The sequence below is a fragment of the Pseudomonas sp. WS 5411 genome (assembly GCF_012985595.1).
Taxonomy (GTDB): domain Bacteria; phylum Pseudomonadota; class Gammaproteobacteria; order Pseudomonadales; family Pseudomonadaceae; genus Aquipseudomonas; species Aquipseudomonas shahriarae.
This window is the reverse complement of record NZ_JAARMC010000033.1, coordinates 26,655-45,518: the sequence shown is the minus strand read 5'-3', so window position 1 is coordinate 45,518 and position 18,864 is coordinate 26,655. Positions and strand designations below refer to the sequence as shown.

The window sequence follows — 18,864 nt, the reverse complement described above, 5'->3', positions numbered from 1 at the left end:
TCAACCAGATCAAAATCGAAAACCCACACCTGTGGGATGCCGACATGAAGGAAGAAGCGACCCAGATGATCCTGCAAGGGACCCAGCTGGAGATCGAATACGCACGCGACACCATGCCGCGCGGCGTATTGGGCATGAACGCGGCGATGATGGAGGACTACCTCAAGTTCATCGCCAACCGTCGCCTGTCGCAGATCGGCTTGAAGGAAGAATACCCAGGGACCACTAACCCGTTCCCGTGGATGAGCGAGATCATGGACTTGAAGAAAGAGAAGAACTTCTTTGAGACCCGCGTGATCGAGTATCAGACCGGTGGGGCGTTGAGCTGGGATTGATCAGCTCATAGTCGCAGCGTGAAAAAGCCCTGGGGTCGCACCCGGGGCTTTTTTATGGCCGCCGGTTTGCCATTTCTTGAAGTACATCACCTCAAACACCTGACCCGTAAGGGTTCGGATCGCATCTCCAATGCTGTAGCCTTGTGCCCCAATTGCCATCAGCGTTGTCACCGGTCGAGCGACCGGGATGATTTCACTGCGGGGTTTTACTCGAGAATCAGCAGATTGATACCGGAGTAGACTCCTGCGGTCACAGCTTATGCATTCCAAAAAAATAGTAGATAGGACCGAGGCCACCCCGTGAACCCAGACATGCTAGAAGCCGGCCCCGTGGGCGCCAAGGTACTTTCAGTGTTCGACTTCGACGGCACCCTGACCCGCCACGACAGTTTTGTGCCGTTTCTCAAGTTTGCTTTCGGCAAGCAGGAATTCAATCGCCGGATGCTCAAGCTGGCGCTGCCGGGCTTGCGCTTTCTGGTGCGCCGGATGAGCCGTGATGAGCTCAAGGCGCAGTTGATTCGCACCTTTATGACCGGCGTAGAGAAGGCCTGGGTGCAGCGCAAAGCCGAAGAATACTGCCAGGCTTATTGGAACAAGCTGATGCGCCCTGCCGGTTTGCAGTCGGTGGCCGATGAAATTGGCTCCGGTGCCGAAGTGACGTTGTGTTCGGCTTCGCCGGCAATCGTGTTGCAACCTTTTGCCGATCGCCTGGGAATCAAACTGATCGGGACCGAGCTTGAGGTGGTCGATGGGGTGTTGAGTGGGCGCCTTACGGGCAACAACTGCCGTTGTGAGAACAAGGTGTTGCGGCTTGAAGCGGTGTATGGCGACCTGGGTGAGTATCGGCTCAGGGCCTGGGGCGACACGCGCGGGGATCGCGAGTTGCTGGCGGCGGCGCAAGATGCGCATTGGCGGCATTTTCATTCGGCCAAGCGCCGAGGCAAACCGAAGCCGTAAGCCGCTTGGAACCAGCCCTTTCAGACGCGTTGAAAGGGCTGCGCCCTGATAGCGGACATTTGTGCTACCTGCGCAACCCCGCTATTAATAGCGAATCTTGCCACGGACCCGCCCCGATGAAATTCGACATAGCCTATTGCCTGAGCCTGGACGAAAAGCTGTCGATCTATGACGTGCGCGACCTGAATTTCGACGAAACCGCCGCCTTCGACTCCGATAAGGACAGCTTCCTCTGCCCCAACGATGATTGCCGCGCAGCGTTTGCGGCGGGCAATGTGCTGGGTACGTTCAATGGCAAGAACGTCAACTACCTGCGCACCCCGCACTTCAAGAACCTGCCCAGCACCCGGCATATCGACGGCTGCCGCTATGCCAGCCACAAGGCCGCTGCGGGAGACGCTGCGGACGAGCTCGAGGAGAACTTCCCGTCGGAGTTTGTGCTGACTCGACGTCAGTACGAACGCAAGACAGTCATCCAAGGTTCCGCAGACGCTATCCCACAAGATCCGGCGAAAGCACCTTCGAAAACCTCCAATACTTCCCACAGCGCCAGCGAAACCACCCCGGACAAGACCAGCGTCTTCGCCCACCCGGTGGAATGCTACGTGTCCAATATCGACGACAAGGACAAGCTCAAGGGCATGCCGTTGAAGATCGGTGAGCACACCGCGACGTATTGGGCGTTTTTCAAGAAGATCGAATACCTGCAAGACAGCAAGGGCTTGATCTACTGGGGCCGGATCAAAGCGATCAAGGACTACACCAGCAGCGTTCGCATCGACTTTGAAAAGAAAGTGTGGCTCGACAAGAAGCCATACTCCGTCAACGTCTACCTGAACAAGAAGCTGATCGAGAACTACCGCAAGCGCAAGGCGTTCCTGGAGCAGATCAGGGCCGCCGTAAACAGCGATCGCCCGCTGTATTGCTTCTTTTATGGTGTGACGCCGGAGTTGAAACAGGTACCAAGCAAGAAAAACCCCGAGCAGACGTTCGGGGTGTTCAGTGCCGATATCCAGAACCTAGACCACCTGCTGATCCGCGAGGCGCCGGGGCTGGAGGAGAAGTGACCGGAAGCGCCCGCCAATCGCGGGCCGATCAGCCGAGAAAGAATCCAGTTGATGAACGGTCAAAACAACTGTACAAAAACACAGTATAGTTTGCCCTCCCCCGTTGGATTCCTGGAGAACCCCATGTCCTCTCTGGCAGTGAGCACCACCGTAGATCAGCAAATCGTCCTTCATCAATTCACCCCACGGCACAGTGTGCAGGCCCGCGCGCTGCTGGGCTGGAGCCGGGAAGACCTGGCCCGACAAGCCGGGGTTGGGGTGGACGCTATCCAGCGTTTTGAAAGCCATCAGGAGGTGGATGACGCCATCCGCATCGCCCTGGCATTTCGTCTGGAGCACGAAGGCCTGGTGTTTTTCCCAGGGTTTGCGCCGGGATGGGGCATGAGCGGGCGTCGCTCCCCTGCGCCACAGGCGGATGCCGAACCGGCTCGTCGGAGCCTTATCGCCCGGCTGCTGGGCTCGCCATCCTCGAACACGCCTCAACCCAACGGCGCTTAGGCCCGATGACCGCGCAAAGGGTCACCTCACGGGCATGTCGGCGTGAGCCTGCATCGCCTGTTGATAGACCCGCACCAAGACCGACAGCGAGTCCCGTGCCCAACGGGCACCGTAGAACCAGAGTACGACCCTCGTGCCTTGGAGATCGTCGCTGAATATCTGGCATGCGCCTGGGTATCCGGTTTTGCAGAAGAGGTGGAAGGCTGGGCTTTGGCCGTCTGACACCAACGCGTCGAGGCGATGCTCGTTCATTCGCTTGTCGATCTCGTTGCTGGACTCCAGGGTGAAGTACGCGGCATCCGGTAACTGTGCCTCCACTGGCACCACTTGGGCGCCGGCAGCCTTTAACACCTCCAAAGCCTGGAGAAATCCGCTGGAATGCTCCACCGTTTCACGTACACCGTTGCGCAAATATCCGTCGGCAAAACCGATACGCCAATCGGCCAGGGCGGGAGCGGATTTGGCGGCGTTGTTTTCCATGATGGGCGGAACTTCCACCATGACCTGGCCTACAGGGTCCAGGCCGCTCAAGGCAATAAGCGATAGCGACGGATCACGTACGGTCTTCATCATCGGGCCAGGGATATCGAACCTGGGGCCCTGGACGGCAGGCGCAGCAGCAGGCTGAAACTCAATGCCACCGCGAGACGTTGACACATTGTCTGTCGACCCAGAAGGAGCGGCAGGCCCACAAGGCATTGCGTTAAAGGCGTTGAACACCAAAGGCAACCCCACGGAACAGGGTGCACCGGGCGACAAGGTTTTCCTACATTTGTCCTCCATCAGGCCCCACTCCCAGAAAATGGCTTTCCGAGATCATCGCACCCTTTTCCAGTCGGTTCTCCAGGCAGAAATACCTTGAAAGCCCTTTTTACAGTGTGGCTTTAGCAACCCCTTTCAACTCACTAGCTGTTCTGCCGCCTGGGCCTCGACATCCAGCCACCAGGCACGCCCACGTTCAGGGGCAGCCAGCATAAAAGCCTGACCCATGGCGGGTGTGGCAATTGACACATTGCGCTCCCAGGCCAGGGCCATGATGCGGTCAAACGGCTCATGCCAGGCATGGAATGCCAGGTCAAAGGTGCCATTGTGGATCGGCAGCAACCAGCGCCCCTTCAGGTCGATATGGGCCTGCAAAGTTTGTTCGGGCTGCATGTGGATATCGGGCCAGTCGACGTTGTAAGCACCGGTTTCCATCAGCGTCAGGTCAAATGGCCCATATTGCTCGCCAATACGCTTGAAACCTTCGAAATAGCCGGTGTCGCCACTGAAAAAGATACGCCGGGCATCATCGACCATCACCCAGGACGCCCACAGCGTCTGGTTGCCATCAAACAGGCCACGGCCGGAAAAGTGCTGGGCTGGGGTGGCGACAAAGTGGATGCCGTCCACTTCAGTGCCCTGCCACCAATCCAACTGCCGCACCTTGCCTGGCGCCACACCCCATTTGATCAAGGTGTCACCCACGCCCAGTGGCGCGAGAAAATAGCGCGTCTTGGCGGCCAATTGCACAACGGCTTGGCGGTCCAGGTGGTCGTAATGGTCATGCGACAAGATCACCGCCTCAATCGGCGGCAGTTCTTCAAGGCTGATAGGCGGCTGATGAAAGCGCTTGGGGCCGGCCCAATTGAAAGGCGAAGCCCGCTCGGCGAACACCGGATCGGTCAGCCAGAACTTGCCGCGCATTTTCAGCAGGACGGTGGAATGCCCCAAGCGGTAGACACTGTGATTCGGGGCGCTCAATAACTGCTCACGCGTCAGGCGCTGTACCGGGATTTCACCTACCGGCCGCGTGCTGCGGGGCTTATGAAAGAGCATGTTCCAGAAAATCTGTAGCGTTTTGCCAAAGCCTGCACGGCTGACCGGCGCATGATTGTTGAACTGACCTTGCTGCTGCTCGGACGATTTGAGCGCTGGGGAAGAGGTATCGACACGGGTAGAGATCGTGGCCATTACAGAGTGACTCCGGTACGTTCTGCTGATGCAGGTCAACAACTACACTGCACAGTGTAGTTTCAAGATTGCAACAAAACCCGGACCAAGTAAACTACCGAGTGTAATTTTCTTCCCAGAGCCGAAAGCCCCATGACTGCACCTCAACGCCTCACCGACCGTAAACGCGAAGCCATTGTGGCAGCGGCCATTGCCGAGTTTCGCGATAACGGTTTCGAGGTCACCAGCATGGACAAGATCGCCGCCACCGCTGGCGTATCCAAGCGCACGGTGTACAACCACTTCCCCAGCAAGGAGGAGTTGTTCACCGAGATCCTGAATAAGTTATGGGCCAGCAGCGTTGCACAACTGGATGTCAGCTACAGCAGCGCACAGCCCCTGCGCGACCAATTGCGGGTGTTGCTGCAAGCGAAGATGAAGATGATGTCGGACGCCAACTTCCTCGACCTGGCCCGCGTGGCAATTGCCGCGACCATCCATTCCCCGGAGCGGGCCCAGGGCATCGTCAATCGCCTGAGCGAACGTGAAGAAGGGTTCACATTATGGGTGCGCGCAGCGCAGGAAGACGGTCGCCTCAAGCCCGTGGACCCGTGCTTTGCCGCCCATCAGGTGCAAAGCCTGCTCAAGGCCTTCGCCTTCTGGCCGCAAATCACCCTGGGCCAACCCACCCTGGATGCAGCTACCCAGGCCAACGTGATCGAGTCAGCGATGGACCTGTTTCTGGCCGGCTACGAGATTGCCACCCGCCCCCAATAAATCCCTCTGTCGTCAATACGACACTGGCGGGTCGTTTTTGCCTGAATCCTGCGGATCCCCACGCAAATGGCCTGGAAGGACACTGATTATTCCTGCGTAAATCACTGACAATAATCACCTGTCATCTGGCGTAAATGGCCTTTTGACAAGGCACGCCTTCGCAACTTAAAAAAAGAACAACCTGACGCAGGAATCTATGGAAAACCTTCGAGGCAAAGGGCTGTCGTTTGCCCGGCGCATTTATCGGCCGCGCATTCTCGGGCTGGGCATCGGCAGCCTTTGCGTGCTGGCCGCCCTATACCCGCTGTCCATGCCCGGATGGGTCTGGGCACTGTGGCTGTTCAACGGGTTTATCTGGCCGCACCTGGCATACCAGCTATCAAGCCATTCAGCGTTTCCGTACCAGGCCGAGCGACGCAATCTGCTGTATGACTCAGTGTCCGGCGGGTTCTGGGCCGCAGCCACACAATTCACGCCCCTGACTGCAGTGACCATCCTCGCGATGATGACCATGCATAACGTCACGGCGGGCGGCAAAAAGCTGATGATCCAGGGCATGCTCGCGCAACTGGTGGGCGTGGCAGTGGCCTGGCTGGTGTTCGGTCCTGCGTTCAACCCCAATGTCGGCCTGATCCAGGTGTATGCCTGCCTGCCGATGCTGATTCTCTACCCCGTCGCCATCGGCATGGCCAGCTATCGCCTGGCCATCAAGCTCTCGGAACACAAGCGCGCCCTGAGTGCCTTGAGCCGTACCGACAGCCTGACCGGCCTGCTCAATCACGGGTCGTGGAAGGACTTGCTGCAACTGAAGTTTCACAAGTGCCAGCAGCGACAGTCCCAGGCCACCATCGCACTGATTGATGTCGACCACTTCAAGCAGATCAACGATGCCTATGGCCATATCGTCGGCGACCGGGTCTTGCGGCAACTGAGTAAGGAGTTGCAGCGCAATGTGCGGGAAAATGACCTGACGGGCCGCTACGGTGGCGACGAGTTCTGCGTGATCCTGCCGGACGTGTCGCTGGAGCAAGCCAGTTATGTGATGGAACGCCTGCGGGAAATGTTCAGCCGCTACCGCGACCCGCAGGTTCCAGAACTACGGGTCAGCCTGAGCATTGGCCTGGCGGCCTACCAGGTGCAATTCACCCAGGCGCATATGTGGCTCAACGCGGCGGACCAAGCCCTGTACGCCGCCAAGGGCACCGGGCGCAATCGGGTGACCGTCGCCGATTCACTGGTCGCACGCTCTGCCTGAAGGGGCTAATTATTCAGACCGCATGTTCGTCCACCCTGTAGAAGCCGGCTCGCCGGCGGGCGGTGAGCATGTTTGCCAATGCTCGGCTGGGCTTGTAGGCGCCGGCTGGCCGATGTCTATAAAGGGCGACGCAGGTGCCGGCCCAGCTCATCGAACAACGTCACCACTGAACGCAGCGCCCGACTGTCCGGGCGCGTCAGCAACCACAAGGCCGTGTCGTAACCCGTAAGCGCCGGCCCCAACGGCTGCAATCCCTGGCCATCCGCCAACAGAAAATCCGGCAGCGCCGCCACGCCCAGACCGGCACGTACCAATTGGGTTACAGACAACATGCTGTTGCACCGATAACTGGGCCTTACGCCGGGTAAATGCTGGCGACGCCAAGCCACGGTGGGATGGTCGGGCAAGAAATCATCCGGGGCGATCCACGCCAGGGCCGCCAAATCTTGAGTAGCGTGTTGCTCTATGTAACCGGCACTGGCGCAGACCCGATAGGACACCGTCCCCAAACGCCGTCCCACCAGGTGCTCCGGCGGCGTCCTGGTCAGGCGCAAGGCAATATCCGCGTCGCGGCGGCTGAGGTTGGCGAAATCATTGGACGTACTCAACTCCAGGGTCAGTGCCGGGTAAGCGGGCATGAACTGCGCCAAGGCCGGCAATAACAGGCCCTGCAACACTGAGTCGGTGCAGGTCAGGCGCACCGTGCCGCTGATCACTTCACCGCCCTGCTCGACCCCCACGCGGGCTGCTTGCAGCGCCTGTTCGGCACGCTCGGCCTGCTGGGCCAAGGTGGTGGCCAAGCTGGTCGGCAGGTAACCGGCGCGGCTTTTTTCGAACAGTGCCTGCCCCAAAGACGACTCAAGACGCCGAACGGCCCGAAACACCGTAGACACATCCACCCGCAGCAAGGCCGCAGCCCGCGCCAACGTGCCGCCGCGCACCAGGGCAAGGATCAGCGCCAGGTCGGGATAGTCGATTTGATAGTGCGTGGCTGCATTTAACATGTGGGGTAACGCCAATATTGATTGCGCGAACGCCAATCTATAGTGCCCTTCAGGACTCGACAAGCCATTGGACGCACGCCATGACCCTCACTGCTCTGCACCTCGCCCTGATCGGCGATTACGATCCTCAAGTCACCGCCCACCAAGCCATTCCCCTTGCCCTGCAACAGGCGAGTACACACCTGGGGCTGACACTTCAGATTGAATGGCTGGCCACCGACACCCTTCAGGACAACCACACCTTGCAGTCTTTCGACGGGTTCTGGTGCGTACCTGCAAGCCCCTATCGCGATGCCGACGGGGCGTTGCGGGCGATCCGCTTTGCCCGCGAACAGCGGCGTCCTTTCCTCGGCACCTGCGGCGGTTTTCAACATGCCGTGTTGGAATATGCACGCAATGTGCTGAGGTGGGCCGATGCCGAACATGGCGAGCTGGCACCTGATGCGCCACGGGCGGTGATCGCCCCCTTGTCGTGTGCTCTGATCGAAACCATCGCGCCCATCCACTTGATGGCCTTCACCCGTATCGCCGAGGCTTACGGCACCCTTGAAATCCAGGAGGGTTATCGTTGCCGCTATGGCCTCAATGCCGACTTCAAACAGGCACTGCTGGAGGACAATCTGATTGGCAGCGCCCATGATTCGGCGGGCGAGGTGCGGGCGATAGAACTGCTGGACCATCCGTTTTTTGTCGCCACTCTGTTCCAGCCAGAACGCGCGGCACTTACCGGTGCCAGCGTGCCGCTGGTCAGCGCATGGCTCCAGGCCTGCCTGGAGCGCTCGGCATGATCGCCCAGACACCCTCCCCGCCCTACTACGCAGTGATCTTCACTTCCCTGCGCACCGAGACCGACCAAGGCTACGCACAGGCCGCCGACCGCATGCTCGAACTGGCCCGCCAGCAACCGGGGTTTCTCGGTGTCGAATCAGCCCGCGGCGATGATGGCCTGGGGATTACCGTGTCCTACTGGACCAACGAGGCCGCCATCCTGGCCTGGAAACAACACGCCGAGCACCGCAACACCCGCGAACAGGGCCGGGCCATCTGGTACAGCGCGTTTCAGACACGGGTATGCAAGGTAGAACGGGCTTATGCCTTCACCGCAAACGGCACCACCCCCGCGCCTACGGGATTGGCGTGATGGTGATCAACCCACCAGGCTGCGCACCGCGCTGATCTGCGGGATCTCCACCCGGCGCATATACACCCGCAGCGGCTCGGTGATGTTGATGCGGTCGTCGATGTTCTGGTCCAGCAGCAGTTGGATGTGCTCGCGGGACAGGGTCATGGCCTGGTCGGCCGCCGGCTGCCAGACAAACTCGCTGGTGGGGATGATGCCGTCGTCGGCGACGTCCATGCCGAACGAGTCTTCGCTGAAACGCACGATGTACTGGCCGGTCTTGCGGTTCAGGCCGACAAAGCCGTTGAGTTGGTCGGCGGCCTGGCAGATGAGTTCTGAAGTGATGCGCATGCTAAACCTCACTGAAAAATCCCACAGGGGAAGTGAACGATGGTTTACACGCGAGGCGGCGAAAGAAGGCAATGCAGGTTTCCCTCTGGCGGGGAAACTCGGGCCAAGAATACTGCATAGCACGGCACAAAAGCGCAGAAAAATAGCGCATGCGCACGTTAATGTCGGTTTGGTGATAGCGCGATTTGCATGCAATTGTTAAAAAGGAAGCCTTCTTGAAGCTACCTCCACGAAAGGACCTCGCACATGCCTGCTACGTTTACCAAGAGTGCCCTGCTGCTCGCACTGATGATGGGCCTTGGCCACGCACAGGCTGCAAGCCCCATTAGCCCGGTTGAACTGGCGACCAAGGAGGGCATTCCGCACCCTGCCGTGATCGCCCACCGGGGTGCGTCCTACGATGCACCGGAATCCACCGCCGCCGCCTACAAGCTCGCCCGCGACCTGGGTGCCGACTACCTGGAACTGGACCTGCAACGCAGCAAGGACGGCGTGCTGTTCGCCCTGCACGACAATAACCTGCAACGCACCACCGACGTGGCCACCAAGTTCCCCGAGCGCAAGGACAGCCCGGCCAACGAGTTCACCTGGAAAGAACTGCAAAGCCTGGATGCCGGCAGTTGGTTCAACACCGCCTACCCAGAGCGTGCGCGCCCGGGCTTCGTCGGGTTGAAAATCCTCAGCCTGGACGAAATCATCAAGATCGCCGAAGGCAACCCCCAGCATAAACCCGGCTTGTACATCGAAACCAAAGAGCCCAAGCAGTTCCCGGGGATCGAAGCCGATCTGAAGGACAAGCTGCTGGACAAGGGGTGGCTGAGTTCCGTGGGTTCCAAGCTGGGCAAGAGCAACACAGGCGTCGGCCAGGGCAAGGGCCGCGTGGTGTTGCAGACGTTCGAGACGGCCAGCCTCAAGGAACTGCAGAAAGAGATGCCCAACACCCCGAAAATCCTGCTGTTGTGGGTAGGTGAAGGCAGCATCGAGCCCAAGTCCAAGGTGACTTTCGCCGAGTCCGGCGAACCGACCAAGGCGGCCTACTATGCCAAGCAGGAACCCAAGGACGCGGCCGAATTCGAGAAGTGGGTCGATGAAGCCAAGAGCCTCGGTGCAATTGGCACTGGCCCATCGGCACAACTGACGAACCTGGGCGACCAGAGCTATTCGGACCTGGTCAAGCCCGAGATGAACCAACTGACCCACGACAAGGGCCTGCTGGTGCACGTCTATACCGTCGACGAGCCGGTGGACTTCGAGAAGGTCATGAGCGCCGGGGTCGATGGCATCTTCACCAACCGTGCCGCCGAACTGCTGAAGTTCTACAAGCGCTGGCCGTCTTCCAGCGTGCAGGATCTGCTGCAGGACAACGGTTACTGAGTGAGCGAGTGGTCAGGCCAACTGTGGCTGGGGCCTGATTACGGCCTGATCCTCGGTGAGACGGGGCGTACGGCGCCCCACGCGCATTACGCCCATCAATTTATCCTGTCCGCGGAGAGCCCCATCACGGTCAGCCTTGATGGGCACCTGCAAACGGCTTACCGCCTGTTCATCCCCTCTCGCCAGCCCCATGCCATCGTGCATGCCCCCGGTACGGTGTTGATGGCTTATGTGGAACCCGGTGCATTTGAAAGCGAGTCGTTGCAACACGCCCTGGATACCGCCGATTTTTCCCATGAGCGCCTGGAGCAGACATTGCGCCAGCTACCACGTCGCCAGGCGGACGATGAGCGCGTGCAACGCGCCCTGCACACCCTCGATCAACAGTTGAGCGGCAAGGTCTCGGCGCAGTCATTGGCGCAGGCGGCGCACCTGTCGTTGAGCCAGTTGGAGCGCCTGTTTGTCAGCCAGCTCGGCGTGCCGGTGCGGCGCCTGGTGATGTGGCGCCGCCTGCGCCTGGCCCTGGATCTGGCCCTGAACGGTCACACCCTGACCCAAGCAGCCCATGGCGCGGGGTTTGCCGACTCGGCGCACTTCTCGCGGACCATGAAGCAACTGTTTGGCGTGACCGCCGGGGCCTCCTTGCGCCATCTTCAAGTACATCTCCTACAGTAGTGCGCTTGGCACCGCAGGTTCCTTGCTCAGTTGCGCCGCACTGAAGGGATCACGCAACTGCTCGACGTAATCCACCGGAAAATCCGGCCGGCTGCCAATCCCCAGGTCGCCCTCGCCCATTCGATAGTCCTCGGTGTAAAACGCAGTCCCCAACAGCCAGTCCCACAGGTTGAAAAACAAAGCGAAATTCACATCCCCTGCGCGCCCGTACTTCATATGGTGGAAGCGATGCACGGGCGCCCAGGCAAATACCCAGCGCAACGGCCCCAGGCGCATATCGACATTGGAGTGCTGCAGCAACAGTTGGATGGCAATGGCCAACGCCAGCAGCATCGCCACCTCCAGCGGAATGCCCAGCAGGATCAACGGCAGCAGGCCGGCCGTGGCCTCCAGCATCTGGTGCAAGGGATGCTTCATCAAGCCATTGAACCCATAGAGCCGCTGCACGCTGTGATGCACCGCATGCAAACGCCAGAGTGCGGCGATGCGATGGCTGGCGTAATGCATCAGGGTGATGCCCGCATCGGCAATGATGATTGCCAGCAGCAATTGCGCCCACAGCGGCCAGGCGCGCGGCCAGGCGCCCTCGATCGCCAGCCATGCCGTGAGCAGCGGCAATGCCAGCAACCCCAGGGCATTCAGGCTTTCATTGACCAGCGCGTGGAGGACATCCCGGCGTCGGTCGCCCAGAGGGCGGTTCCACTGGGGCTCGTAGGGCAAGCACAGCTCGGCGATAAACGACACGCCGATGGCCAGCGCAAACACCGCCAGCAGCCACTGCGATGCCCCTAGCGTGACCAACCAGAGCCCCGCGCCAATAAAACCCGCCCAGAACAAGGGCGCGTATAGCCAAGCCAATAGGTGTTTCATAAGTGTCTCCCGTGGGTGAGACACCAGCATGAAATTCCCCGGCGCGGGGCGATTGAACAAACAACGCAAACGTCCTACACAATTAAGGGTAAATTAAGTTGCGCGGGGTAATCTGATCCCACTTAAACAGCTCACCCCAAAGGACCACATCATGAAAAACCTGACCGCTCTGTTCGCTGCTGCTGCCCTGACTCTGACTGCCGGCCTGGCCCAGGCCGATGTTCGCCCGGACCAGATTCCAAGCCTGCTGCAATCGGGCGCCGTGAAGCCATTTGAACAGCTGAATGCCGCCGCCCTGGCCAAACATGCCGGCGCCACCATCAACGACACTGAGCTGGATAACGAAGCCGGGCGCCTGGTCTACGAAGTTGACCTGACCGACACCACTGGCAAGAAGTGGGATGTGAAGCTCGACGCCAAGACCGGCGAAGTGCTGGAAAACAAGCAAGACACTTAAGTTGCCCCGGCAACACAACGCGCCGCCTTCGGGCGGCGCAGTTGTGTCTGGTCAGGCGCTAAGGCGCGCCGTCACCTCATTCAGCTCAGCAGACAGCCCACGCAGGTTATGACTGGCCGCTTCGGTGCGCTGCACGTTGTCCAGGTTGGCAGTGGCCACCGTGGTGATTTGCGTGATGTTGCGCGAGATATCCTCGGCCACCGAGGTTTGTTCTTCGGCCGCTGTGGCAATCTGCCGGTTCATATCGCGGATCGCCTCTACAGCCTGGGTGATATGACTGAGCATCGCCCCGGCCTGGGTGACCTTTTCGACACTCTCATCACTGCATGACTGGCCGCTGACAATCGCCTCGGCGGCATCCACGGCGCCGGTCTGCACTGCCTGGATAATCTGGTTGATCTCGATGATCGACGCCGCTGTGCGTTGCGCCAGGCTGCGCACCTCATCGGCCACCACCGCAAACCCACGTCCGGCTTCGCCTGCTCGCGCGGCCTCGATCGCCGCATTGAGGGCCAGCAGGTTGGTCTGTTCGGCGATGCCGCGAATCACTTCCAGCACCGTGCCGATGCGCACGCTGTCTGCTTCCAGGCGGCGGATAATGCCACCGGTGTTGAGGATCTCGTTACGCATCTGGCCGATGGTGGCAATGGTCACTTGCATCACCTCGCCGCCCTCACGGGCCGAATGATCGGCCTCGTCTGCTGCCCGCGAAGCGCTGGCGGCGTGGCGCGCGACTTCCTGGGCGGTGGCGGACATTTCGGTCATCGCCGTCGCCACTTGATCGGTACGGCTGAACTGATCCTGGGTGCCCGTCGCCATCTGCCCGGCAATCGAGTTCAACTCGCCACTGGCGCTCACCAGGTCCTTGGCACTGCGCTGTAGGCGGCCAAAGGTTTCAGCGAGGAAGTCGCGCAACGTATTGGCGGCTTGGGCCAAGTGCCCCAGTTCATCCTGGCGCTGGCTGGCAACGCGCTCGGCAAACCGGCCATGGCTCAATTGGGCCACATAGTCGATCAGGCCACGGATCGGCAAAATCAGGTTGCGGTTGATCAACCACAGGCTGAACAGACCGATCAGCCCTCCAGACAGCACCATCACCGCCAGGCCCAGCATCACGGTACGTTCGGCATAGGCGCTGATTGCCAGGGATTGCTGCTTGCCCTGCTCATGCAGTTGGGTAACCAGCGCGCTCATCTGCTCACTCACCGCGCGGTCCACACCCTTGACCGCGTTATCCCCGGCCGCCGCATCAGCCCCGGCGGCCACGTAAGCGTCACGCCCCTTCTGGTAGGCCACGCCCAGCATCTGGTGCTCTTGACGCAAGGTTTCCAGGCGACGGTTCAAGCCTGGATCGCCCTGGGTGTTGCTCACCAGCCGCGCCAGGATGCCCTGCACGTCTTGCTGCCGATCCTGGAACTGCCCCCAGTACTTGTTCATGTCCTGGGGTTGCTTGCCACGCAGCAGGACGTTTTTCCATTCCTGGACCTGGACCTTGAATTGCAGGTTGGCTTCATCAATCAGCTGTGAGGTTTGCAACGGCCCCTCCAGCAAACTGCGGTAACTCTGCACACCGTTGGAGAGAAAATGAAAACACGCCAGGGCAATCAACAGCATTGCCAACAGGCTGCCACCGAGCAACGACAAAATCTGTGCTCTCAAGGACTTTCGCAAAAAACTCATCGGGGAGAAGCCTCGAAACAGGGAAATGGGGACCTGCACCGCAACATCCCTGTCGGCCAACACATGGCCAATCCAATTGCATACTTGCACCTTGAATCGGCCGGACTAGACGCTTCTTGAGCCCAGTGGATGAGCGGTCGTACGGCGTCGATCTGTGACTGACACAAAACGGTCAAATCCCCTTGCAATGATTGCGCGACGCGCATCTGTCGCCCTCCCCTGCGAGCCACCATGAACCACAGCATCGACCACGGCCACCAGGACTCCGACCTGTTTGGCCTGCTTTACGGTTTCCGCTTCAGGCCCGGCGAGAAAGCCGAGCAGATCGACTCGGCGGCCGTGCTCAAGGCCTTGCAAGCCCCGGCCGACCCCGATGAATTCCTCTGGCTGCACCTGAACCTGGCCCACGCCGCCTGCCAGCGCTGGATGCAGGCGCACCTGGAGTTGCCGCCGGAGTTCTTCGAAGCCTTGCACGAAGGCTCGCGCTCCACCCGTATCGAGCATGTGGACTCGGCCTTGCTGGCGGTGGTCAACGACGTGGTGTTCAACTTCAGCAGCATGATGTCATCGGACATTTCCACCTTGTGGGTCTGCGCCCGCAGCCGCCTACTGATCAGTGCGCGCCTGCAACCGCTGCATTCGGTGGACAAGCTGCGCTCATCGGTAAAGGCCGGCGAACACTTCCGCTCGCCCCTGGAATTGCTGGTGCATCTGTTGCGCGATCAAGGCGAGGTGCTGACGCAGATCGTGCGCAAGACCAGCCTCAGCGTCGACCAGATCGAAGACCAGTTGCTGTCCTCGCGCCTGTCCACCAACCGCGCCGAACTGGGGGCCATGCGCCGGGTGCTGGTGCGCCTGCAACGCCTGTTGGCGCTGGAGCCGGGCTCGCTGCTGCGCCTGCTCAATCGCCCGCCGCAGTGGCTGCAGAAGGAAGACGTAAAGGAGTTGCGCAAATCCACCGAAGAGTTCGCCCTGATCATCAACGACCTCACGGCCCTGGGCGAACGGATCAAGTTGTTGCAGGAAGAAATCGCCGCCAACCTCAACGAACAGAGCAACCGCACGCTGTTTACCCTGACGGTGGTCACGGTACTGGCGCTGCCGATCAATATCATCGCGGGCTTCTTTGGCATGAACGTGGGTGGCGTGCCACTTTCCCAGGATCCCGAGGGTTTCTGGATTCTGGTGGCGCTGGTGGCGACGTTCACCTTGATTGCCGGCAGATGGGCGTTTCGCAAGCGCCAGGATTACTAAGGCTCAAATGCAATCAACCTGTGGGAGCGGCGGTGGGTTTTAGACCAGCGGCCGGCTGACGACACCAAACACTGACTTGAGGCAGCACCTCTGTAACATTCTGCAATGATCATGGGAAACATCCTCCCCACTCTGGATGCTCCGGCATGGCCACCCCTTCCCTGACCGCCTCCCACCAGGCAGCCGCCCCTGACGCAAAACCGCAACTGGACACCAAACCCAGCCTGCTCACGGTGATCGTGTTCTTTTCCGTGCTCGCCATGGGCCTGTTGTTCACCGCCTACAGCCTGATGCACGACATGCACGAACTGGGCACGGTGGTCACCACCTGGACCCCATTCCTGCTGCTGGGTGTGGCGCTGCTGATTGCCCTGGGGTTCGAGTTCGTCAACGGTTTCCATGACACCGCCAACGCCGTGGCGACAGTGATCTACACCAACTCGCTGCCGCCGCAATTCGCTGTGGTCTGGTCGGGGTTCTTCAATTTCCTCGGGGTGCTGCTGTCCAGTGGCGCAGTGGCCTTTGCCATCATTGCCTTGCTGCCGGTGGAGTTGATTTTGCAGGTTGGCTCTTCCGCCGGTTTTGCGATGATCTTCGCCCTGCTGATCGCGGCGATCCTGTGGAACCTGGGCACCTGGTGGCTGGGTTTGCCGGCGTCGTCCTCCCATACGCTGATCGGGTCGATCATCGGGGTGGGCGTGGCCAATGCCCTGATGCATGGCAGGGACGGCACCAGTGGCGTGGACTGGGCGCAGGCGATCAAGATCGGCTATGCGCTGCTGCTGTCACCGCTGATCGGTTTCGGCTTTGCCGCTCTGCTGTTGCTGGCGCTGCGGGCCTTTGTGAAAAACCGCGCGCTGTACAAGGCGCCCAAGGGCAACACCCCGCCGCCGTGGTGGATTCGCAGCCTGCTGATCGTGACCTGCACCGGCGTATCTTTTGCCCACGGCTCCAACGATGGCCAGAAAGGCATGGGCCTGATCATGTTGATCCTGGTGGGCACTTTGCCCATGGCCTACGCGTTAAACCGCACCATGCCGGCCGATCAATCCCTGCAATTTGCCGCCGTGGCTGAAGTCACCCAGCAAGCCCTGGTCAAAATCGCCCCGCAACCGGCGCCGGTGGACCCACGGCCGACGCTATCGACCTATGTGCGCACCAAGGACGTCACGCCCGAACTGATCCCCGCCCTCGCCGCCCTGACCGGGCATATCGGCGAGCAAGTCAAAGGCTACGGCTCCCTGGCCAAGGTGCCCGCCGAGGCCATGGGCAACGTGCGTAACGACATGTACCTGACCAGCGAAACCATTCGCCTGATGGACAAGGGCAAGGTCGGAAATTTCGACACCGACACCGAGGGCAAGCTGCAACTGTTCAAGCAACAGATCGACAATGCCACGCGCTTTATCCCGCTATGGGTGAAGATCGCCGTGGCCATCGCCCTGGGCCTGGGCACCATGGTCGGCTGGAAGCGCATTGTGGTGACCGTCGGCGAGAAAATCGGCAAGACCCACCTGACCTACGCCCAGGGCGCCTCAGCGGAAACCGTGGCCATGCTGACCATTGGCGCCGCCGACATGTTCGGGTTGCCGGTATCGACCACCCACGTGCTGTCGTCGGGCGTGGCCGGGACCATGGTGGCCAATGGTGGCGGCTTGCAGATGAAGACCATCCGCAATCTGCTGTTGGCCTGGGTGCTGACGTTGCCGGCGGCGATTGTACTGTCGGGCAGTTTGTACTGGTTGTTTACCCAAATCTTCTGAAACTCTGGCACCCGGACGTGACCGACAAGGTCACGCCGGTAGCTCGCGAATAACCCGAGAGTGCCGCGTGCATTCAGGATGCCCGCGTCATCGTTAACGTCCTTCGCGAGCAAGCTCGCTGTTGAAGAACTTTCCCCGCAGCACGTCGTAGCCCCAGTGGTACACATAGGTGTACGGCAGGAAGAACAGCAGCACGCCGATATCCAGAATAAACGCCTGCATCAGGCTGATGTTCAGCCACGCGGCAATCAGCGGCACGGCGAACAGAATCAGCCCGCCCTCGAACAGCAGCGCGTGCATGATCCGGGTCTTGACGCTATTGGCCAGTTGCAGGCGCACTTTGAGGCGGTCGAAAAGGCTGTTGAAAATCATGTTCCAGGTCAGCGCCAACAAGCTGATAGCCAGGGTCACAGCGCCCATTTCCAGAGCCGGCCGGCCAGTGATCCACACCAGCAGCGGCGTACAGATCAACAGGGCCAGGCCCTCGAAACCAAGGGCCTGCAAAACGCGTTCAGTGATGGACTTGGTGGTGTTCATAAGCCTTGCTCTGTGAATGTCGAGGGTTGCCATCATCACTCCCGCACTCGATACTTAATAATCAATAACCATCGACCAAGGCGATAGATGATGGCCTCTCATGAAGTGTTGCAAGCGTTTGTGCAGGCGGCGACCCAAGGCTCGTTTTCGGCGGCGGCACGCAAGCTGGGCAAGAGCCAATCGACCGTCAGCGCCGCAGTGGCCAGCCTGGAGATTGATCTGGACGTGGTGCTGTTCGACCGCAGCAGCCGCAAACCCACCCTGACCCCGGCCGGGCATGTCCTGCTGCAACGCGCCGAGCAGGTGCTGGAGGCCAGCAGCCGCCTGGAGCTTGCCGCCAGCCAGTTGTCCCAGGGGCTGGAACCCAAGCTCAGTATTGCCATGTCCGACACCTATCAGTCGGGACGTTTTGAAACGCTGCTCAGCGCCCTTGAGCAGCGTTATCCGGACCTGGAGCTGGAGTGGCTGATTGCCGAATGCGAAGACCTTATCGCCCTGGTCCAAAGCGGGCGGGCGCAGCTCGCGTTTATCGAGGCGCAGGAGGTCTACCCGCCAGACCTGACCCATGCCACCGTCGAAGAGCGCGCGCAACTTGCGCTGTTTGTATCGCCGCTGCATGCACTGGCCGGCCTTGAGGGCATCAACCAGCAAACCCTGGAACAACACCGGGAGCTGCGCCTAGCAAGCATCATCAGTCCCAACGAAAACCGGCCGAGCGGCCGTGTATGGTCCGCCCCCAGCTTTTTGATGCTGATGGAAATGGCCATCCTCGGTTTTGGCTGGGCCCCCTTGCCGCGCTGGCTGGTGGAGCGTTTTGCCAATGGCCAACTGGTGGAGCTAAAGGCACGCGGCTGGCCACGTTCGGTGGCGGTGGATGCCTTGTGGTCACGACAACAGCCACCGGGCCCGGCCGGCAGTTGGTTGCTGCAAAAGATGCTTGAGTAACCTCAGCCGGCGC

The 18,864-nt window shown here is 60.4% G+C and carries 21 protein-coding genes and 1 pseudogene; 15 read left to right on the top strand and 7 right to left on the bottom strand.

All coding sequences use genetic code 11. The features are described from left to right. The 5 genes and pseudogenes from HBR93_RS25715 to HBR93_RS25695 form a co-directional block, all read left to right on the top strand. Positions 1–335, top strand: a 335-nt coding sequence (locus HBR93_RS25715; RefSeq protein WP_169961166.1) for a ribonucleotide-diphosphate reductase subunit beta, incomplete at its 5' end; no start/stop codon positions are given. A gap of 63 nt (positions 336–398) precedes the next feature. Further along, positions 399–575: pseudogene (locus HBR93_RS25710) on the top strand (HNH endonuclease); the annotation flags it as partial. Between the two features lie 72 nt (positions 576–647). Beyond that, positions 648–1,292, top strand: a complete 645-nt coding sequence (locus tag HBR93_RS25705; RefSeq protein WP_057960453.1) for an HAD family hydrolase — start codon at positions 648–650, stop codon at positions 1,290–1,292. Positions 1,293–1,408: 116 nt separating this feature from the next. Further along, the gene (locus HBR93_RS25700; RefSeq protein WP_169961356.1) at positions 1,409–2,359 is read left to right on the top strand and encodes a hypothetical protein; all 951 of its coding nucleotides are present in this window, start codon (positions 1,409–1,411) and stop codon (positions 2,357–2,359) included. 123 nt (positions 2,360–2,482) lie between these two features. Then, on the top strand, positions 2,483–2,857 hold the full coding sequence (locus HBR93_RS25695; RefSeq protein WP_057441910.1) for a helix-turn-helix transcriptional regulator: 375 nt from the start codon (positions 2,483–2,485) through the stop codon (positions 2,855–2,857). 21 nt (positions 2,858–2,878) lie between these two features. Here HBR93_RS25695 and HBR93_RS25690 read toward each other — a convergent pair whose 3' ends face one another. Then, positions 2,879–3,427, bottom strand: coding sequence for a hypothetical protein (locus tag HBR93_RS25690; RefSeq protein ID WP_169961355.1), 549 nt, complete (start codon positions 3,425–3,427; stop codon positions 2,879–2,881). 327 nt (positions 3,428–3,754) lie between these two features. Continuing rightward, the gene (locus HBR93_RS25685; RefSeq protein ID WP_169961354.1) at positions 3,755–4,810 is read right to left on the bottom strand and encodes an MBL fold metallo-hydrolase; all 1,056 of its coding nucleotides are present in this window, start codon (positions 4,808–4,810) and stop codon (positions 3,755–3,757) included. A 132-nt stretch (positions 4,811–4,942) separates the two neighbouring features. On the opposite strand from HBR93_RS25685, the gene HBR93_RS25680 reads away from it, so the two are divergent. Together HBR93_RS25680 and HBR93_RS25675 are read left to right on the top strand one after the other, a co-directional pair. Then, positions 4,943–5,566: a TetR/AcrR family transcriptional regulator gene (locus tag HBR93_RS25680; RefSeq protein WP_115128784.1), complete on the top strand. Its 624-nt coding sequence runs from the start codon at positions 4,943–4,945 to the stop codon at positions 5,564–5,566. A 196-nt stretch (positions 5,567–5,762) separates the two neighbouring features. Then, positions 5,763–6,821 (top strand): diguanylate cyclase, encoded by a 1,059-nt coding sequence (locus HBR93_RS25675; protein WP_169961353.1) that lies wholly within the window; start codon positions 5,763–5,765, stop codon positions 6,819–6,821. Positions 6,822–6,937: 116 nt separating this feature from the next. Here the strand turns inward: HBR93_RS25675 and HBR93_RS25670 are convergent, their stop codons facing one another. Continuing rightward, positions 6,938–7,825, bottom strand: a complete 888-nt coding sequence (locus HBR93_RS25670; protein ID WP_169961352.1) for a LysR family transcriptional regulator — start codon at positions 7,823–7,825, stop codon at positions 6,938–6,940. Between the two features lie 80 nt (positions 7,826–7,905). Between HBR93_RS25670 and HBR93_RS25665 the strand changes: the two genes are divergently transcribed. Then, the gene (locus tag HBR93_RS25665; protein WP_169961351.1) at positions 7,906–8,613 is read left to right on the top strand and encodes a CTP synthase; all 708 of its coding nucleotides are present in this window, start codon (positions 7,906–7,908) and stop codon (positions 8,611–8,613) included. Next, complete coding sequence (locus HBR93_RS25660; RefSeq protein WP_169961350.1) at positions 8,610–8,966, top strand: antibiotic biosynthesis monooxygenase; 357 nt, start codon at positions 8,610–8,612, stop codon at positions 8,964–8,966. Before HBR93_RS25665 ends, HBR93_RS25660 begins: the two co-directional genes overlap by 4 nt. Before the next feature lie 6 nt (positions 8,967–8,972). Here the strand turns inward: HBR93_RS25660 and HBR93_RS25655 are convergent, their stop codons facing one another. Continuing rightward, on the bottom strand, positions 8,973–9,296 hold the full coding sequence (locus HBR93_RS25655; RefSeq protein WP_076962912.1) for a DUF2025 family protein: 324 nt from the start codon (positions 9,294–9,296) through the stop codon (positions 8,973–8,975). Positions 9,297–9,542: 246 nt separating this feature from the next. Between HBR93_RS25655 and HBR93_RS25650 the strand changes: the two genes are divergently transcribed. Beyond that, positions 9,543–10,670 (top strand): glycerophosphodiester phosphodiesterase, encoded by a 1,128-nt coding sequence (locus tag HBR93_RS25650; protein ID WP_169961349.1) that lies wholly within the window; start codon positions 9,543–9,545, stop codon positions 10,668–10,670. Further along, on the top strand, positions 10,671–11,345 hold the full coding sequence (locus HBR93_RS25645) for an AraC family transcriptional regulator (RefSeq protein ID WP_169961348.1): 675 nt from the start codon (positions 10,671–10,673) through the stop codon (positions 11,343–11,345). On the opposite strand, the gene HBR93_RS25640 is transcribed toward HBR93_RS25645, so the two are convergent. Further along, a complete protein-coding gene (locus tag HBR93_RS25640) occupies positions 11,337–12,215 on the bottom strand; it encodes a sterol desaturase family protein (protein ID WP_169961347.1) in 879 nt (292 codons plus the stop codon). The genes HBR93_RS25645 and HBR93_RS25640 overlap by 9 nt on opposite strands. A 151-nt stretch (positions 12,216–12,366) precedes the next feature. Between HBR93_RS25640 and HBR93_RS25635 the strand changes: the two genes are divergently transcribed. Then, a complete protein-coding gene (locus HBR93_RS25635; protein ID WP_038442689.1) occupies positions 12,367–12,672 on the top strand; it encodes a PepSY domain-containing protein in 306 nt (101 codons plus the stop codon). Between the two features lie 51 nt (positions 12,673–12,723). On the opposite strand, the gene HBR93_RS25630 is transcribed toward HBR93_RS25635, so the two are convergent. Further along, positions 12,724–14,352, bottom strand: a complete 1,629-nt coding sequence (locus HBR93_RS25630; RefSeq protein ID WP_057441933.1) for a methyl-accepting chemotaxis protein — start codon at positions 14,350–14,352, stop codon at positions 12,724–12,726. Between the two features lie 231 nt (positions 14,353–14,583). Between HBR93_RS25630 and HBR93_RS25625 the strand changes: the two genes are divergently transcribed. Next, complete coding sequence (locus tag HBR93_RS25625) at positions 14,584–15,606, top strand: transporter (RefSeq protein WP_057441934.1); 1,023 nt, start codon at positions 14,584–14,586, stop codon at positions 15,604–15,606. 146 nt (positions 15,607–15,752) lie between these two features. Next, positions 15,753–17,369: an inorganic phosphate transporter gene (locus HBR93_RS25620; protein ID WP_169961346.1), complete on the top strand. Its 1,617-nt coding sequence runs from the start codon at positions 15,753–15,755 to the stop codon at positions 17,367–17,369. 93 nt (positions 17,370–17,462) lie between these two features. Here HBR93_RS25620 and HBR93_RS25615 read toward each other — a convergent pair whose 3' ends face one another. After that, positions 17,463–17,906, bottom strand: coding sequence for a multidrug/biocide efflux PACE transporter (locus HBR93_RS25615; RefSeq protein ID WP_057441938.1), 444 nt, complete (start codon positions 17,904–17,906; stop codon positions 17,463–17,465). Positions 17,907–17,996: 90 nt separating this feature from the next. Between HBR93_RS25615 and HBR93_RS25610 the strand changes: the two genes are divergently transcribed. Beyond that, a complete protein-coding gene (locus tag HBR93_RS25610; protein ID WP_057441941.1) occupies positions 17,997–18,851 on the top strand; it encodes a LysR family transcriptional regulator in 855 nt (284 codons plus the stop codon). Positions 18,852–18,864 lie beyond the last annotated feature (13 nt).

Coding starts and splice junctions, on each gene's coding strand:
- HBR93_RS25650 (WP_169961349.1), top strand. CDS start 9,543: ATGCCTGCTACGTTTACCAAGAGTGCCCTGCTGCTCGCACTGATGATG.
- HBR93_RS25625 (WP_057441934.1), top strand. CDS start 14,584: ATGAACCACAGCATCGACCACGGCCACCAGGACTCCGACCTGTTTGGC.
- HBR93_RS25640 (WP_169961347.1), bottom strand. CDS start 12,215: ATGAAACACCTATTGGCTTGGCTATACGCGCCCTTGTTCTGGGCGGGT.
- HBR93_RS25655 (WP_076962912.1), bottom strand. CDS start 9,296: ATGCGCATCACTTCAGAACTCATCTGCCAGGCCGCCGACCAACTCAAC.
- HBR93_RS25705 (WP_057960453.1), top strand. CDS start 648: ATGCTAGAAGCCGGCCCCGTGGGCGCCAAGGTACTTTCAGTGTTCGAC.
- HBR93_RS25675 (WP_169961353.1), top strand. CDS start 5,763: ATGGAAAACCTTCGAGGCAAAGGGCTGTCGTTTGCCCGGCGCATTTAT.
- HBR93_RS25700 (WP_169961356.1), top strand. CDS start 1,409: ATGAAATTCGACATAGCCTATTGCCTGAGCCTGGACGAAAAGCTGTCG.
- HBR93_RS25695 (WP_057441910.1), top strand. CDS start 2,483: ATGTCCTCTCTGGCAGTGAGCACCACCGTAGATCAGCAAATCGTCCTT.
- HBR93_RS25635 (WP_038442689.1), top strand. CDS start 12,367: ATGAAAAACCTGACCGCTCTGTTCGCTGCTGCTGCCCTGACTCTGACT.
- HBR93_RS25610 (WP_057441941.1), top strand. CDS start 17,997: ATGGCCTCTCATGAAGTGTTGCAAGCGTTTGTGCAGGCGGCGACCCAA.
- HBR93_RS25680 (WP_115128784.1), top strand. CDS start 4,943: ATGACTGCACCTCAACGCCTCACCGACCGTAAACGCGAAGCCATTGTG.
- HBR93_RS25670 (WP_169961352.1), bottom strand. CDS start 7,825: ATGTTAAATGCAGCCACGCACTATCAAATCGACTATCCCGACCTGGCG.
- HBR93_RS25685 (WP_169961354.1), bottom strand. CDS start 4,810: ATGGCCACGATCTCTACCCGTGTCGATACCTCTTCCCCAGCGCTCAAA.
- HBR93_RS25620 (WP_169961346.1), top strand. CDS start 15,753: ATGGCCACCCCTTCCCTGACCGCCTCCCACCAGGCAGCCGCCCCTGAC.
- HBR93_RS25630 (WP_057441933.1), bottom strand. CDS start 14,352: ATGAGTTTTTTGCGAAAGTCCTTGAGAGCACAGATTTTGTCGTTGCTC.
- HBR93_RS25660 (WP_169961350.1), top strand. CDS start 8,610: ATGATCGCCCAGACACCCTCCCCGCCCTACTACGCAGTGATCTTCACT.
- HBR93_RS25665 (WP_169961351.1), top strand. CDS start 7,906: ATGACCCTCACTGCTCTGCACCTCGCCCTGATCGGCGATTACGATCCT.
- HBR93_RS25690 (WP_169961355.1), bottom strand. CDS start 3,427: ATGAAGACCGTACGTGATCCGTCGCTATCGCTTATTGCCTTGAGCGGC.
- HBR93_RS25615 (WP_057441938.1), bottom strand. CDS start 17,906: ATGAACACCACCAAGTCCATCACTGAACGCGTTTTGCAGGCCCTTGGT.